The sequence below is a fragment of the Nocardiopsis sp. M1B1 genome (genome assembly GCF_052466615.1).
In genome coordinates, this window is sequence record NZ_CP196194.1 from 108,170 (window position 1) to 121,408 (window position 13,239).

Below are 13,239 nucleotides of genomic sequence, written 5' to 3' on the forward strand. Positions count from 1 at the left end.
CTCGGTCTTTCACGTGAAGGACGAGGTCAGCGGGCATCCATGACGCGGTTGCGGAAAAGATGTCGGGAGGATCGGGCCCGGACGGTAACCTGCAAGACGTGATCGACCTTCGCGCTCTTCGAGAAGACCCCGAACGACTCCGCGCCTCGCAGCGGGCACGGGGGGAGGACCCCTCCGTCGCCGACCGCCTGCTCGGGCTCGACGCCGACCGCCGCTCCGCGCTGTCCCGGTTCGAGACCCTGCGCGCCGAGCAGAAGAGCGTGGGCAGGTCCGTCTCCAAGGCCTCCCCGGAGGAGCGCGAGGAACTCCTGACCCGCGCCAAGGCCCTGGCCGCCGAGGTCAAGGAGGCCGAGGCCGAGGCGGGCCGCCTCGCCGACGAGCTGGACGCCCTCCTGTCCGGCGTGCCCAACCTCGTGGAGGAGGGCGCGCCCGAGGGCGGCGTGGACGACTTCAGGATCCTGGAGACCGTCGGCACCCCCCGCTCGTTCGACTTCACCCCGCGCGACCACCTGGAGCTGGGCGAGATGCTCGGCGCCATCGACATGGAGCGGGGAGCCAAGGTCTCCGGAGCCCGGTTCTACTTCCTCACCGGCGTGGGCGCCCAGTTGGAGCTGGCGCTGCTCAACATGGCCATGAACCAGGCCGTCCAGGCGGGCTTCACGCCGATGATCCCACCGGTGCTGGTGCGGCCCGAGACCATGGAGGGCACCGGGTTCCTCGGTTCGCACGCCGACGAGGTCTACCACCTGCCCGCCGACGACCTCTACCTCGTGGGCACCTCCGAGGTGCCGCTGGCCGGGTACCATTCGGGGGAGATCCTGCCCGCCGACGCCCTGCCCAACCGCTACATCGGCTGGTCGCCGTGCTTCCGCCGCGAGGCGGGCTCCTACGGCAAGGACACCCGCGGCATCATCCGCGTCCACCAGTTCAACAAGGTGGAGATGTTCGTCTACACCCACCCCGACCAGGCGCACGAGGAGCACAAGCGGCTGCTCGCCTGGGAGCGGGAGATGCTGGACAAGCTGGAGCTGCCCTACCGCGTGGTGGACATCGCCGGCGGCGACCTGGGCACCAGCGCCGCCCGCAAGTACGACTGCGAGGCGTGGGTCCCCACCCAGGAGACCTACCGGGAGCTGACCTCCACCTCCAACTGCACCGACTTCCAAGCCCGCCGCCTCAACGTGCGGTTCCGTGACGAGGACGGCAAGCCCCGCTTCGCCGCCACCCTGAACGGCACGCTGGCCACCACCCGCTGGATCGTCGCCATCCTGGAGAACCACCAGCGCGAGGACGGCTCCGTGGTGGTCCCCGAGGCGCTGCGCCCCTACCTGGGCCGCGACGTCCTGGAGCCGGTCGCCAAGGGCAGGTAGCACCCGGGGCCCGGCACCCGCACACGCGGGCCGCGGGGCCCCGGCGCCGGACACACGAGGAGCCCGCCCCCGGCCGGGGGCGGGCTCCTCGTTCGGTGCTACAGGTACGGGCCGGAGCCGTGCCGCTCCTCGTCCAGGCCGCCGGGGACGCCGGGCCCCTGGGCCTGCAGACCCGCGACGCCGGGCGGCAGGGCCTTGCGCATGTTCTCCAGCTGGGCGCGGGCCGCCATCTGCTGGGCGAACAGGGTGGTCTGGATGCCGTGGAACAGCCCCTCCAACCAGCCCACCAGCTGCGCCTGCGCGATGCGCAGCTCGGCGTCGCTGGGCGCCGAGCCCTCCGCGAACGGCAGGGTCAGCCGCTCCAGCTCCTCGATCAGCTCGGGGGCCAGACCGTCCTCCAGCTCCTTGATGGACGAGGTGTGGATCTCCTTGAGCCTGGCCCGGCTCGCCTCGTCCAGGGGAGCGGCCTTGACCTCCTCCAGGAGCTGCCGGATCATGCTGCCGATCCGCATCACCTTGGCGGGCTGCTCCACCATGTCGGCGAGGGTGCGCGGCTCCTCCGCGCCCTCCTCGCCGTCCCCGTCGCGGTCGGTTCCCATGACCAGGATCCGAGCCTGCTCCTCCGGGTTCTCTGCGCTGCTCATCAGTCCCCTTACGTGGATGTCACCGGCACGCCGTCAACGGGGAAGAAGGATCTTTCCGGTGTGCGCGCTCGTTTCCATGACGCGGTGCGCCTCCGCCGCGTTCCGCATCGGGACCGAGCGGTCGACGACGGGGCGGACGACTCCCTGTTCTACCAACGGCCACACCTGCTCGCGTACTCCCGAGACGATGGCCGCCTTCTCCTCCAGGGGACGGGAACGCAGGGTCGTCGCGTGGACGGAGAGCCTCTTCGCGAGCATACGCCCCAGATCGGCCTCGGCGCGGCGCCCGCCCATCAGCGCGATGATCACCAGGCGGCCGTTGGTGGCCAGCGAGCGCAGGTTGGCGTCCAGGTAGGAGCCGCCCATGATGTCGAGGACGAGGTCCGCGCCGCCCGCCTCGCGCATGCGCTCGGTGAAGTCCTCCTCCTTGTAGTTGATCAGAATCTCCGCGCCCAGTTCACGGCAGCGCTCCAGCTTCTCCCCGCTGCCCGCCGTGACCGCCACCCGGGCGCCCAGGGCGCGGGCGAACTGGACCGCGAAGGTGCCGATGCCGCTGCCGCCGCCGTGGACCAGGACGGTCTCCCCGGCGCGCAGGCCGCCGACCATCACCAGGTTGGACCACACGGTGCAGGCCACCTCGGGCAGCGCGGCGGCCTCCACCAGGTCCACGCCCGCGGGGACGGGCAGCAGCTGGCCCACCGGAACGGCGACCTTCTCGGCGTAGCCGCCCCCGGACAGCAGGGCGCACACCCGGTCGCCCACGGACCAGCCCGAGTCCTCGGTGCCGGGGCCGAGCTCGGCGACGGTGCCCGAGCACTCCAGCCCGGGGTACTCGGAGGCGCCGGGCGGGGGCGGGTAGTTGCCCTGGCGCTGGGAGACGTCGGCCCGGTTGGCCGCGCTCGCGGCCACGTCCACCAGGACCTCCCCCTCGCCGGGGACGGGGTCGGGAACCTCGGTCCAGGCCAGGACCTCGGGTCCGCCCGGTTCACTGATACGGATCGCGTGCATGAGCCAGACAGTACCCGGGGAGGTTCCGCGGCAGGCAACGGAATCCTCTGTTCACCTGCTCGTAAGGATGCTTCGGTGGGGGCGGGCGGGTAAGAGTGATCCCAGGGAGCGGATCCCGTCTCTTCCCCGCTGGGGTATCCCTCCCTCCACAGCACGCCCCCTTCAAGCAGGAGAACTCCGGTGGCACACCAGGAACACAACGGGTCGGGTCGAAGCTCTGAGACGGGCCCCGGATCCACGGTCGGGGAGCACGACGAACCGGACCGCTCGGCGGGTGACCCGGAGGAGCACGACCCGGACGCCGCCGCGCCGGGGGCGACCGCGCCCGAGCCCTCGCCCCACGACCAGTGGTTCGGCGGCTTCGAGGGCGAGGCGCCGCCTCCGCCGCCCTACGCCAGACTGCCCGAGGACACACCGCTGCTGGGCATGGGGCACCACACGCCGCCTCCGCCGGACGGGGCGGGCGGGGCGGAGGGGTTCGGCGGTGAGCCGGAGCGGTCGGCCTCCGCTGCTCCCGAGCCTTCGGGGCTTTCCGCCGTCCCCGAGCCGGAGGGGCCCGAGCCGGAGGGGCTGTCGGAGGTGCCCGAGGCCGATGTTCCGCCGGCCTCTTCCGGTGCTCCCGGGATTTCCACCGGGACCCCTGAGGGACCCGACGCCCCCGGGCCTTCCAGAACGTCCGAGCCCCTGCTGCCCCCGCGGACCCCCGGAGCCTCCGGGCCCTCGGAGTTCCTGGCGGGTTCGGAGGCCGCCGAGACCGCCGCCGCTGCCGAGGCCGCCGACGACAATGGCGACGGCGAGGAGGAGGGCACGGTCCGCCTGATGCCGGGGGCCGCGCGCAGACGTCCGCAGCGCCCTCAGCGGCAGCGCCTCCAGCGCCCCACCCGCCCGGGCGAGGACCCGTTGGCGCCCCGCAGGCTGCGCCGCGACCCCGACGTGCCCGAACCGGAGCAGCTGCCTCCCCTGGAGAACGAGCGCGACGACGCACGCGGCGGACCGCGGACCACGGAGCCGGTCCCGATGGAGACGGGATCGGGTCCGCTCGCCTTTCGGGCACCCGGTTCGAGCCCCGTCCGGGGACCGGGGGACGGTGGACCGGGCACGGACTCCGAGCCCCGGACCGCGCGGGACACGGGGCTGGGCGCGTGGCTGGACGAGGACTCCGGGCCGTTCCGGACCGCGTCGCCACCGGGCGAGCCCGCCCGTCCGGCGCCGTCCCGCACCCCCGAACCGCCGTCCGCGCTCACCGGGCCCCGGGCCGACCTCGCGCCGCCACCGCCCCCGCCCGCTCCCCCGGCTTCACCGGACCGGCGCCCCGAACAGGAGCGGCAGACCTCCGACGCGCTCAACGCGGCCACCCTCGTGCGCAACCGGCGCCAGGGCCCCAGCGGCGGGTGGCGCCGTGCCGTGCACGCCGCCACCCTGGGCCTGGTCAACCCGGGGGAGTCGGCCAAGGTGCTGCGCCAGCGCGAACTGGTGGCCCGCGCGAGCACACCCGTGGCCGCCGGGCACCACCGGGTGGCCGTGCTCAGCCTCAAGGGAGGGGTGGGCAAGACGACCACCACGGTCGCCCTCGGCGCGACGCTGGCCTCCCTGCGCGGCGACCGGGTGCTCGCGGTGGACGCCAACCCCGACCGCGGCACGCTGTCGGACAAGGTGCGGCTGGAGACCGCGGCGACCATCCGCGACCTGCTCAACGAGCGCCACCTGGTGTCGCGCTACGCCGACATCCGCGGGTTCACCTCACAGGCGCCCAGCCGGCTGGAGATCCTGGCCTCCGACCGCGACCCGGCGGTCTCCGAGGCTTTCAGCGACGCCGACTACCGGGAGGTCGCCCGGATCGTCGAGCACTTCTACTCCATCTGCATCACCGACTGCGGTACCGGCCTGCTGCACTCGGCGATGCGCGGGGTGCTGGGGCTGGCCGACCAGGTCGTCCTGGTCAGCTCGGCGTCCGTGGACGGGGCCCGCAGCGCCAGCGCCACCCTGGACTGGCTGGAGGCGCACGGCCACGGCGGCCTCGTCCGCGACGCCGTGGTGGTGCTGTCGATGGTGCGCTCCGACAGCAAGAGCAGCGTGGACCTGAACCGGCTGGAGGAGCACTTCGCCGGGCGGTGCCGCGACGTGGTCCGGGTGCCCTGGGACGGGCACCTGGAGGAGGGCGCGGAGGTGGACCTCGAACGGCTCGCCCCTGCCACACGGGACGCCTACCTCCAGCTGGCCGCGTCGGTCGGGGAGGCGTTCGCCTGGCAGAGGTGAGGCGGTCGCGGGCGGGGCGCGGCGCGCGCGGCCCTTCCCCCGCCCCCGCCCTGGTTTTCCGGAGCCCGCTTCCGGACAGGGGAAGGGCGAGGGGGAAGGGGTTGGGGATGAACGCACAGGAACGCCCGCCCGCGGTCGTGGTCGGCGTGGACGGCACACCCGCCTCCCACGCCGCCCTGGTCTGGGCGACCGAGGAGGCGGCCAGGCGCGGCACACAGCTGCGGATCGTGCACGGCCTCGGGATGCCGGTGGTCATCGGCGCCTACGGGGCCGCCGGGCGCACGGCCGTCGAGGACCAGCGTGAGGCGGGGCACGACCTGCTCACCGCGGGTGCCGCGTACGCGCACCGGGCCCGGCCCGGCCTGGACGTGGCGACCGTCCTGGCGCCGGAGGACGCGCCCGCGGTCCTGCTCAACGACGCCCTGCCCGAGGACGTCGTCGTTGTGGGGTCGCGGGGCCTGGGCGGTGTCCGGGCGATCATGCTGGGCTCGATCAGCGTGCGGGCCTCCTCCCACGCGCCCTGTCCCGTGGTGGTCGTTCCCAACCAGGAGAAGCCGCCGCCGCGGCGCGGCCGCGTCGTGGTGGGCGTGGACGGGTCCGAGTCCTCCCGCCGGGCGCTGCGCTTCGCCCTCCACGAGGCGCTGTTGAGCGGCTCGGAGGTCGTGGTGGTCAACAGCTGGGAGGTGCCGCTGCCCGCGGACGCCGAGTCGCTGGCCGCCGACGCCCGGGCCCTGCACGAGGAGATGTTCGACCGCCAGTCGGAGGAGATCGTCGCGGGCCTGCTCGCGGAGGTGGTCGACGAGCGGACCGAGCACCTGGAGATCAGTGCGATCAGGACGCAGGCCAACCCCGTGGACGCCCTTCTGGAGGCGGGACGGGACGCGGACCTGCTGGTGGTGGGCTCGCGCGGACGCGGAGGCGTGCGGGGACTGGTGATGGGATCGGTCAGCCAGGGGGTGCTGCGGCACGCGCCGGTGCCCGTGGCCGTCCTGCCGCCGCTGGCGGAGGACGAGTGACCGGAGGGACGAGTGACCGGCGGGGGCGGCGGGGAGCGGCGGATGAGCGAGGGGAGCGATCGGGAGAGAACGGCGGCCTGAGGGAAGTGGGCGGCCCGGGGAGGGCAGGCGGCCCGACGCGGAACCGTGCCGTTCCCGGGGACGGCCGCCCTCCCCGGCGATGATGGACAGCGTTACCAAGGGGGAAACCATGCCAAGCAACGAGGAGCACTCGCCCAGGGTCGTGGTCGGCGTCGACGGCTCCGAACACTCCCGGGCGGCGCTGGAGTGGGCGGCCGCCGAGGCGGAGCGCAGGGGCGTGCCGCTGCGGGCCGTCCACGCGCTGGGAATGCCGCTGATCGTGTCGGCCGGCTCCGTACCCGCCCGTTTCGACCCCACCGCGGAGATCTCGGACCAGGCCGACGAGGTGCTCACCAAGGCCGCGGAGCACGTGCGTCGCGTCCGGCCGTCGGTGACGGTGGAGACCGAGACCGCCCTGGAGGAGCCGCCGCTGGCGCTGCTGAGCCACAGCCGGACGCACGACGTCCTCGTGCTCGGCACACGGGGCTTGGGCACGTTCGCGTCGGTGTTCGTGGGCTCGGTGAGCGTCCGCGTGGCCGCCCAGGCGGCCTGCCCGGTCGTGGTGGTGCCCTCGCACGGGGGCAGCCCCGTGACGACCTCGCTCGGCCGGGTCGTGGTCGGCGTGGACGGTTCCGGGAACGCCCGCCGGGCGCTGCGCCTGGCCGTGGACCTGGTGCGGGAGAGCGGCGGCGAACTCGTCGTGGTCAACAGCTGGGAGGTGCCCTACCCCTACGACCCGATCGCGATGACCTCCATGGGCTACGAGCCCCAGGAGAAGCTGTTCGACCGCAAGTCCGAGGAGCTGGTGGGCGAGATGCTGCTCGACGTCACCGGCAGGCGGCGCGAGGACCTCGACTTCGACGTCAGCGTGGTGCGCACCCAGGACAGCCCGGTCAACGCGCTGATGGGGGCCGCCGAGGGGGCCGACGCGATCGTGGTGGGCTCCCGGGGCCGGGGGAGCGTGCGCGGACTGCTCCTGGGCTCGGTCAGCCAGGGTGTGCTGCACCACTCCGAGATCCCGGTGGTGATCCTTCCGCACCACGCGGAGGAGGAATAGCGAGTAGCCGGGGGCACCCGTCCGGGCCGCGCCCCGGACGGGTTAGGCGTCCCTGGTGCCTCAGCCAGCTCAGGCACCTCAGGCACCTCAGGCGCCTCCTGCGGCGTACTCCAGACAGAACGGGTGCCCGGCGGGGTCTGCGTAGACCCGGAACAGGTCGCGGGGGTCATCCTCGGCGACCGCGAGCCTGCGCGCCCCGAGTGCCAGCACGCGCTCCTCGGCGGTCTCGATGTCCTCCACCCAGACGTCGAGGTGCGCCTGCTGGGGCCGCTCGGGGTCCGGCCACGCCGGGGCCTTGTGGTCGGGCGCGTGCTGGAAGGCGAGCCGCGGCCACTCCTCCCCGACCACCACCCAGTGCTCCTCGCGCTTGGTGACGGGGAGCCCGAGCAGCTCGGCGTAGAAGTCCGCGAGCGCGCCGGGGTCGGGGCAGTCCAGGGCGATGGTGTGCAGTCGTCCGATCATGGCTTGCACCTGCCCAGCCCCGTTGGAACGATGCGGCGACATGTCGACACGTCACCAGGGCGGTCGGGCGCCGGTCACCGCCCGCCGTGGGGCTTCCTCGGTCTGGTGCGGCCGTGGACGGCGAACCCCAGGCAGACCAGCCAGGTGATGAGGACGTCCCAGGCGAGGAAGGTCAGCCAGCCGCCCAGGTCGGGGCCCACCGCGATCCACGCTGCGCTGCACGCGGCAAGGGCGATGCTGAGGATCAGGAACCAGGGGCGCGGCCGCTCAGGGCGCATGTCGTGGGGACTCCCGAAGTCGCAGGACTACTTCCGGAACGTGCCCCGCTGGGGCACGGTGAACACCAGCCCCTCCTCCACGAGCACCGCGATGGCACGTCGCACCGTGGAGCGGGCCAGGCCGTACTGCTGGGTCAGGTCCGTCTCACTGGCCATGCGGCGACCGGACTCCCAGTCCCCTCTCGCCATCCGCGCACGCAGGATGCCAGCGAGCTGCTTGTACTCCGTGAGCGGCGCTTCCGGATCGATTTCTGCGTCAGGGTCGAACTCCATGGACACGAAGCTATTCGTGTCGAGTCAAGACCACTTCAAGAGATACGTCTGCCCACGTCTAGATACAAGGAGATACAAGAAGGTACTATGAAGCTCCCGCGCACAGCGGGACCCCGCGACGCGCGCCAACGCGTCCGGGGCCGTGGTCAACGCTTTCTGGAGCGCCGACATGCACCACCTTATGGATCTGTTGCCCCTGTTTCTGCGAATGCTTCGTCCGGCACGGGGCCTCCACGCGGCACCGCGCGTCCTCGCTGGAGAACTGCGCGCGGAGGCCCGCAGGCGCCGCGCCTCCCGGGTGCGCCGCTACGCCGCCGATCCCGGCACGGTCGCGAGCGTGCCGACTTCCCCTGCGGTCCCCGCTCCGCGCCGGGCTCCCGACGACACCCGGCGTGCCCCGCTGCCTCCGGTCGATCCGCCGGAGGCCCTCGTACGCGGTTACTACCTGGCCCACGAGGCGCGGCGTGGGCCGGTGGGAGACCTCCTGATGGGTCTGGGGGTGGTCTCGTGAGTGTGCCGATTCCGCCGGACCGCCTCGGGCCCGCACCCGGATCGGACACCGCCACGGACCTGTACGACACCCTGTCCGAGGCACTCCGGACGCGACCGCGTCACGCCGGTGAGGCCTACTCGGCGCTGCACGAGGCCGACCGGCTGCTGACGCTGCTGGACATCCACCTGCGCGCGGGCGGGCCGCTGCCCGAGCCGTGGCGCACGGCAGGCGGCCGTCGCGACGGGTAGCGACCGGGACCTGCCAAGAACACCTGTGGTCGACGAAGGTTTCCCGACGAACTGACAGATGGGATAGGGGCCCTCGGCTCCGCGGGGTTATGGGATACGAACCCACGAAACCCTGCTGTACCGAGGGCCTTAACCACCTGTCGACAAAACGACGAATCGGCTGGTGGATGGGTGCGTGTACACGGTGGCGGAGGTCATGTCGAGGACGGCGTGGAGGAGCGAGCCGTGCCCTCCCCGCCGCGATCGGCCTGCTGCCTGTGCGCCCACCGGTACCAACGGACGCTCGCGATGGCGCTGCAGACCGCCGCCACTCCCGTCAACACCGCCAGCAGAAGATGGCCCTGGACCACGTTCGCCGCTGTGAGCAGGCCCAGTAAGGTCGTGCTGATGAGGTTCGTCAGGCCGGTCAGGGCTTTCATGGCGCCTCTGGTTCTCGGGGATAACGCCGACGCCTACGCGTAAGCCCACCCGTGCCGAACGCTTCGCGCAACCGCTGCCCCGTCAACCGGCTGAGCGAACAAGCCCCGGCCACGGTGCGCGCTGCTGCGGTGCCGTCTACGGCTCAGGCCAGAACTGCGCCAGGTACTGCTCGCGACCTTCGAGATCGCGCTTGGCGGCGGCGAAGCCCGATCCGCGTATGTCGTCGAACCTGTCGAAGAGAGCCATGTAGGCCTCGCTGACTAGGCGGCGGTTGCGGTGCGCGATCCGAATTCGGTAGCGGCCCGGTGCGGGGAGGGTGAGCAGGTCGTGCTGCGCTCCGTACGTCAGCTCGCTGACGCCGATCACGCCGCTGGGGAGGGTGATGACGGTGGTGTGGTCAGCTTCCCACTCCCCGCCCAAGGTGGGAGGTTCAGATCGCCAGGACTCCAGGTCGAGGCGGACGCGAAGGTTGGTCTGGAAGCTGCGGAGGAACACGGAGCGCTCACCAACGCTGAAGTCGTCGTGTCCGGGCAAGGGGGCGTCCGGCTCGTCCTGTGCGCAGTCGATGATTTGGAAGATCCCGTAGTCGGGGTAGACGAGTGCGTAACGCGTGGATAGAGGGCGGTTCACAGCGCTCTCCCGTCCTTATAGGGGGCATGGGACACCGAGAGTAGGCTCTGTTGCCGTCAGAACGCCTCGTGAACCCCGCTCATGAGATAGCTACGTATGCTCCCCGTCCCCGCTGTCCGTTTCCGTTCCCACAGCGTCTGGTCCGGTCTTGGAAACGCCGAGGACCGATGGGCCCGAGCCATGACAGAGGCTGGACCCATCGGCCCTGGTCACTGCGGAGGGTGTGGGATTTGAACCCACGAAGTCCCGTTGTGCCGGGGGGACTTGGCGACCTGTCGACAAACCGACGAAACGCCTTGTGACCTGCGCGGATGTTCCGGGGGCTTCCCAGTGGTTCCGGTCCCTTCCCGGAGCCATATGCGATGAATGTGCGATGCGGTGGGGGCGCTGCTGTGGCCTTGGCTACACGCGCGGATGGCGGTGACGTCCTTCGCTCGGGAAGCCGAGAGCACCTATGGCGGTTGTCCTCGTGACTCGCTCACCTGCGCTGACGCGGATCGTCTGTCTGTGAGCCCCCGTGGTTTCCCGCTGTTGACCACCCTGCGTAGCACGGAACCATGATGGTCGTCGGTCAATGATTGTGCCCGAGGGTGACAGCTGAAGGACATGAGGAGTCCGAAACGCTGACATGCCAGAGCCTCCACCGTATCTAACATGAAACAGTTGCTCTGAAAAAGTCTATGACGCTGTCAGGGTCTGCTTCTATGCTTCACGTCATGACTGTCACCGTGCGGCGGGAGCTCGTGAGCCCTGCGACTCGCAACGCCTTCCGATCTCTTGCCACAGACTTGACCATACGGATTGTGGCCGAGCTATGGGAGGATCACGGGTTCGCCCCCATCCCTCCAGACGAGCTGAAGTACCAGGACTCAGGCCAACGGCGGACCGAATTTATGCTCTATGCAGAGGGGGTTGACTGGTCGGATCCGAACCAGGTTCGACGTGCTCTCCTGGTCTTCGAGGACTTCATCCGTGCTCATAGAAGCCCGGACGAACAAGGAATGCCGAAGTGGCTGGACGACATCAGGGTCCGTTTGGAGCGGGATGGGTTAACTCTGGACAAGGATGGGAAAATATCCTGGTCCAATCCTCCTGTGCTAGTTCGTGATCTTAGCAACCTGAGTGAAGCATCCGGGATCATGATCGAGTTGGAGCGTATTCGGAGGGATCTGAATGCTGACCCATCTGGGGCCATTGGTGCGTCCAAGCAACTCATCGAGGCAACAGCTAAGACCGCTCTCCGAGAGATGAACATCGAAGTTGGCCGAAATACTGCGCTCCCAACTTTGATCAGCACTGTCCAGAAGGCACTAAAGCTCGACGCTGGCTCAGCTCCTGAAGGGCCTGACGGCAGTAAGGCTGTGAAGAAGATACTTTCAGGTTCAGTGAATATCGCGGTTGGGGTCGCTGAACTGCGTAACCAAGGCTTCGGCAGTGGTCACGGTCAGGTGAGCGCACCCTCCGGGCTTGGAGTGCGCCATGCCCGTCTGACGGTAAATGCTGCTGTAACCTGGTGCGAACTGATTCTTGACACGCTCTCTGACCCTGCCGCGCCGTGGCGCGGGGCTAAGATATAATCGCCCCCAGAAGCTCTCGATCCAGATCAGAATGCATCTGTGGTCACATCTTCTGGAGTGGTTTAAGTTGGTGGGGCCTCATTCTTTGAGGGCCCTCATTTCAGTGGACAGAACCACCGTTTCGGTCCCGCGCGGGTTCTGGCGTGAACCTACTGAACCCACTGCACGCCCTGGGCGCGCCAGGTTCCGTGCGGGTTCGGGGGATCCATGGGGCGCAAGCCCCTGGTTCCACCAGCGCTCAACCCCAGTAACCACGAGTTTACCGAGGTTGGGATGACAGGAGCTGGACTGCCAGCGTTGCTCCCAAGAACCGAAACAACCTTTCGTGGGGAGCATCAAGTTGGAAACAGCACGGCCGACGGCCGTGCTCGGGACCGGGCGGTAGCCCGCAGCCCGAGCAGTGGCCGGAGGCCGCTGCGACGGCGCTTGCGCCGTCGCCTTGATCCCATACAGCCCAACTCGGCAACGGTTTCTATTGTGCCGAGAGTTTGCGACTTAATCATTTTCCTCTACTCTGGGTACCATCTTTGGTAATATTCGCCCGGGCGAGCCATTTTGCTGCTCTTTTTATTGTTGCATTCGATGCAGAGTAGTTGCAGGTTGCTAACGTCATTCAATCCGCCTTTGTCCAGAGGAATAATGTGGTCGAAATTTGCTTCGTTGATGGGTGTGTGAATTGGAGAGAGATCTGCCAGGCAGAAGGTGCATCGGCATCGGTCCCTAAATTCTATGGAGCGCCTAGCCCATTGCGGAGGAGATGCTCGCTTGAGGCGCGAATTCCCGTCTTTCCCCTGTAGTGCAATTCCTCCATTTTCGAGCTCGCCTTCCTCGATAAATTGGACGAAAGTAGACATCATGTAGTTGAAATTATATAGGAAGTCTCGATTGTTGAACAGTACGAAGAATGCGTCGTTGGCCATCGTGTCTAGAAGAATTTCATAGTTTACTTCGGACAGGGTAAGCTCGCTGTAGTATTCATCGTACTCATCTGCGAGTTCCGTCGATAGCTTCTCTCTGTGGAAGTTCGGTTCAAGCTCCTTGAGTCCTCGTTCTTCCCTGAATTGCCTAAAGGTTATGTGGTCGATATTATGTTCTTCGAATGCGACCTCAACGGGAAGTACCCAGACAGCTTCTTCGAAGGTGTGTGTACTAGAGAATTTCTGCACACCGCTGGGAACCAGGGTGACGGGCGTGTCGACGTCGCTTGAAAATAGATATTCGATTAGATTCGAAAGAAAAATGTGAAGTGCACTTCTCTTTCTGAAGGGGGCTGCATATTCTGCGGTGGATTCGTCTCCCAAGAGCTCGGATAACTGGCGTATGTATGTGAAATGATCGCTAGTGATCCGGTTGGCTATCTCGGCAATCCTGTATGTGTCGAAATGTCTGGGTTTGAAGAAGTTTTCAAGCTTCATTTAAAATGGCCTCTTTTGCTATTTAATTTGGT

Annotated in this window: 15 protein-coding genes; 7 read left to right on the plus strand and 8 right to left on the minus strand. The window is 68.6% G+C overall.

Annotated elements, in window-relative coordinates; genetic code table 11:
• Nucleotides 1–98: 98 nt before the first annotated feature.
• The gene (gene serS / locus ACSTA4_RS00440) at nt 99–1,370 is read left to right on the plus strand and encodes a serine--tRNA ligase (RefSeq protein WP_444962038.1); all 1,272 of its coding nucleotides are present in this window, start codon (nt 99–101) and stop codon (nt 1,368–1,370) included.
• A gap of 98 nt (nt 1,371–1,468) precedes the next feature.
• Here the strand turns inward: serS and ACSTA4_RS00445 are convergent, their stop codons facing one another.
• The gene (locus ACSTA4_RS00445; protein ID WP_444962039.1) at nt 1,469–2,014 is read right to left on the minus strand and encodes a bacterial proteasome activator family protein; all 546 of its coding nucleotides are present in this window, start codon (nt 2,012–2,014) and stop codon (nt 1,469–1,471) included.
• 33 nt (nt 2,015–2,047) lie between these two features.
• Nucleotides 2,048–3,022 carry an NAD(P)H-quinone oxidoreductase gene (locus ACSTA4_RS00450; protein ID WP_444962040.1) on the minus strand — a complete coding sequence of 325 codons (975 nt, stop codon included), beginning with the start codon at nt 3,020–3,022 and terminating at the stop codon, nt 2,048–2,050.
• A gap of 180 nt (nt 3,023–3,202) precedes the next feature.
• Between ACSTA4_RS00450 and ACSTA4_RS00455 the strand changes: the two genes are divergently transcribed.
• From ACSTA4_RS00455 to ACSTA4_RS00465, 3 genes are all read left to right on the plus strand, one after another.
• Nucleotides 3,203–5,278, plus strand: a complete 2,076-nt coding sequence (locus ACSTA4_RS00455) for a nucleotide-binding protein (protein WP_444962041.1) — start codon at nt 3,203–3,205, stop codon at nt 5,276–5,278.
• Between the two features lie 107 nt (nt 5,279–5,385).
• The gene (locus tag ACSTA4_RS00460; RefSeq protein WP_416030037.1) at nt 5,386–6,294 is read left to right on the plus strand and encodes a universal stress protein; all 909 of its coding nucleotides are present in this window, start codon (nt 5,386–5,388) and stop codon (nt 6,292–6,294) included.
• Between the two features lie 190 nt (nt 6,295–6,484).
• A complete protein-coding gene (locus tag ACSTA4_RS00465; RefSeq protein WP_444962042.1) occupies nt 6,485–7,411 on the plus strand; it encodes a universal stress protein in 927 nt (308 codons plus the stop codon).
• A gap of 87 nt (nt 7,412–7,498) precedes the next feature.
• On the opposite strand, the gene ACSTA4_RS00470 is transcribed toward ACSTA4_RS00465, so the two are convergent.
• The 3 genes from ACSTA4_RS00470 to ACSTA4_RS00480 form a co-directional block, all read right to left on the minus strand.
• A complete protein-coding gene (locus ACSTA4_RS00470; RefSeq protein WP_444962043.1) occupies nt 7,499–7,873 on the minus strand; it encodes a VOC family protein in 375 nt (124 codons plus the stop codon).
• Nucleotides 7,874–7,947: 74 nt separating this feature from the next.
• On the minus strand, nt 7,948–8,151 hold the full coding sequence (locus tag ACSTA4_RS00475; protein WP_444962044.1) for a hypothetical protein: 204 nt from the start codon (nt 8,149–8,151) through the stop codon (nt 7,948–7,950).
• 27 nt (nt 8,152–8,178) lie between these two features.
• Nucleotides 8,179–8,424: a GntR family transcriptional regulator gene (locus ACSTA4_RS00480; RefSeq protein WP_026338583.1), complete on the minus strand. Its 246-nt coding sequence runs from the start codon at nt 8,422–8,424 to the stop codon at nt 8,179–8,181.
• Nucleotides 8,425–8,632: 208 nt separating this feature from the next.
• Here ACSTA4_RS00480 and ACSTA4_RS00485 point away from each other — a divergent pair, with 208 nt between their 5' ends.
• Entirely contained in the window at nt 8,633–8,935 is a 303-nt protein-coding gene (locus ACSTA4_RS00485) for a hypothetical protein (RefSeq protein WP_444962045.1), read from the plus strand.
• The gene (locus tag ACSTA4_RS00490; RefSeq protein ID WP_444962046.1) at nt 8,932–9,165 is read left to right on the plus strand and encodes a hypothetical protein; all 234 of its coding nucleotides are present in this window, start codon (nt 8,932–8,934) and stop codon (nt 9,163–9,165) included. The genes ACSTA4_RS00485 and ACSTA4_RS00490 overlap by 4 nt, the downstream gene beginning before the upstream one ends.
• A 194-nt stretch (nt 9,166–9,359) precedes the next feature.
• Here ACSTA4_RS00490 and ACSTA4_RS00495 read toward each other — a convergent pair whose 3' ends face one another.
• Together ACSTA4_RS00495 and ACSTA4_RS00500 are read right to left on the minus strand one after the other, a co-directional pair.
• The gene (locus ACSTA4_RS00495) at nt 9,360–9,584 is read right to left on the minus strand and encodes a hypothetical protein (protein WP_444962047.1); all 225 of its coding nucleotides are present in this window, start codon (nt 9,582–9,584) and stop codon (nt 9,360–9,362) included.
• Nucleotides 9,585–9,720: 136 nt separating this feature from the next.
• A complete protein-coding gene (locus ACSTA4_RS00500; protein WP_444962048.1) occupies nt 9,721–10,215 on the minus strand; it encodes a hypothetical protein in 495 nt (164 codons plus the stop codon).
• 716 nt (nt 10,216–10,931) lie between these two features.
• Between ACSTA4_RS00500 and ACSTA4_RS00505 the strand changes: the two genes are divergently transcribed.
• A complete protein-coding gene (locus ACSTA4_RS00505) occupies nt 10,932–11,792 on the plus strand; it encodes an abortive infection family protein (protein ID WP_444962049.1) in 861 nt (286 codons plus the stop codon).
• A 509-nt stretch (nt 11,793–12,301) separates the two neighbouring features.
• Here the strand turns inward: ACSTA4_RS00505 and ACSTA4_RS00510 are convergent.
• Nucleotides 12,302–13,207 carry an HNH endonuclease gene (locus ACSTA4_RS00510; protein WP_444962050.1) on the minus strand — a complete coding sequence of 302 codons (906 nt, stop codon included), beginning with the start codon at nt 13,205–13,207 and terminating at the stop codon, nt 12,302–12,304.
• Between the last annotated feature and the right edge of the window lie 32 nt (nt 13,208–13,239).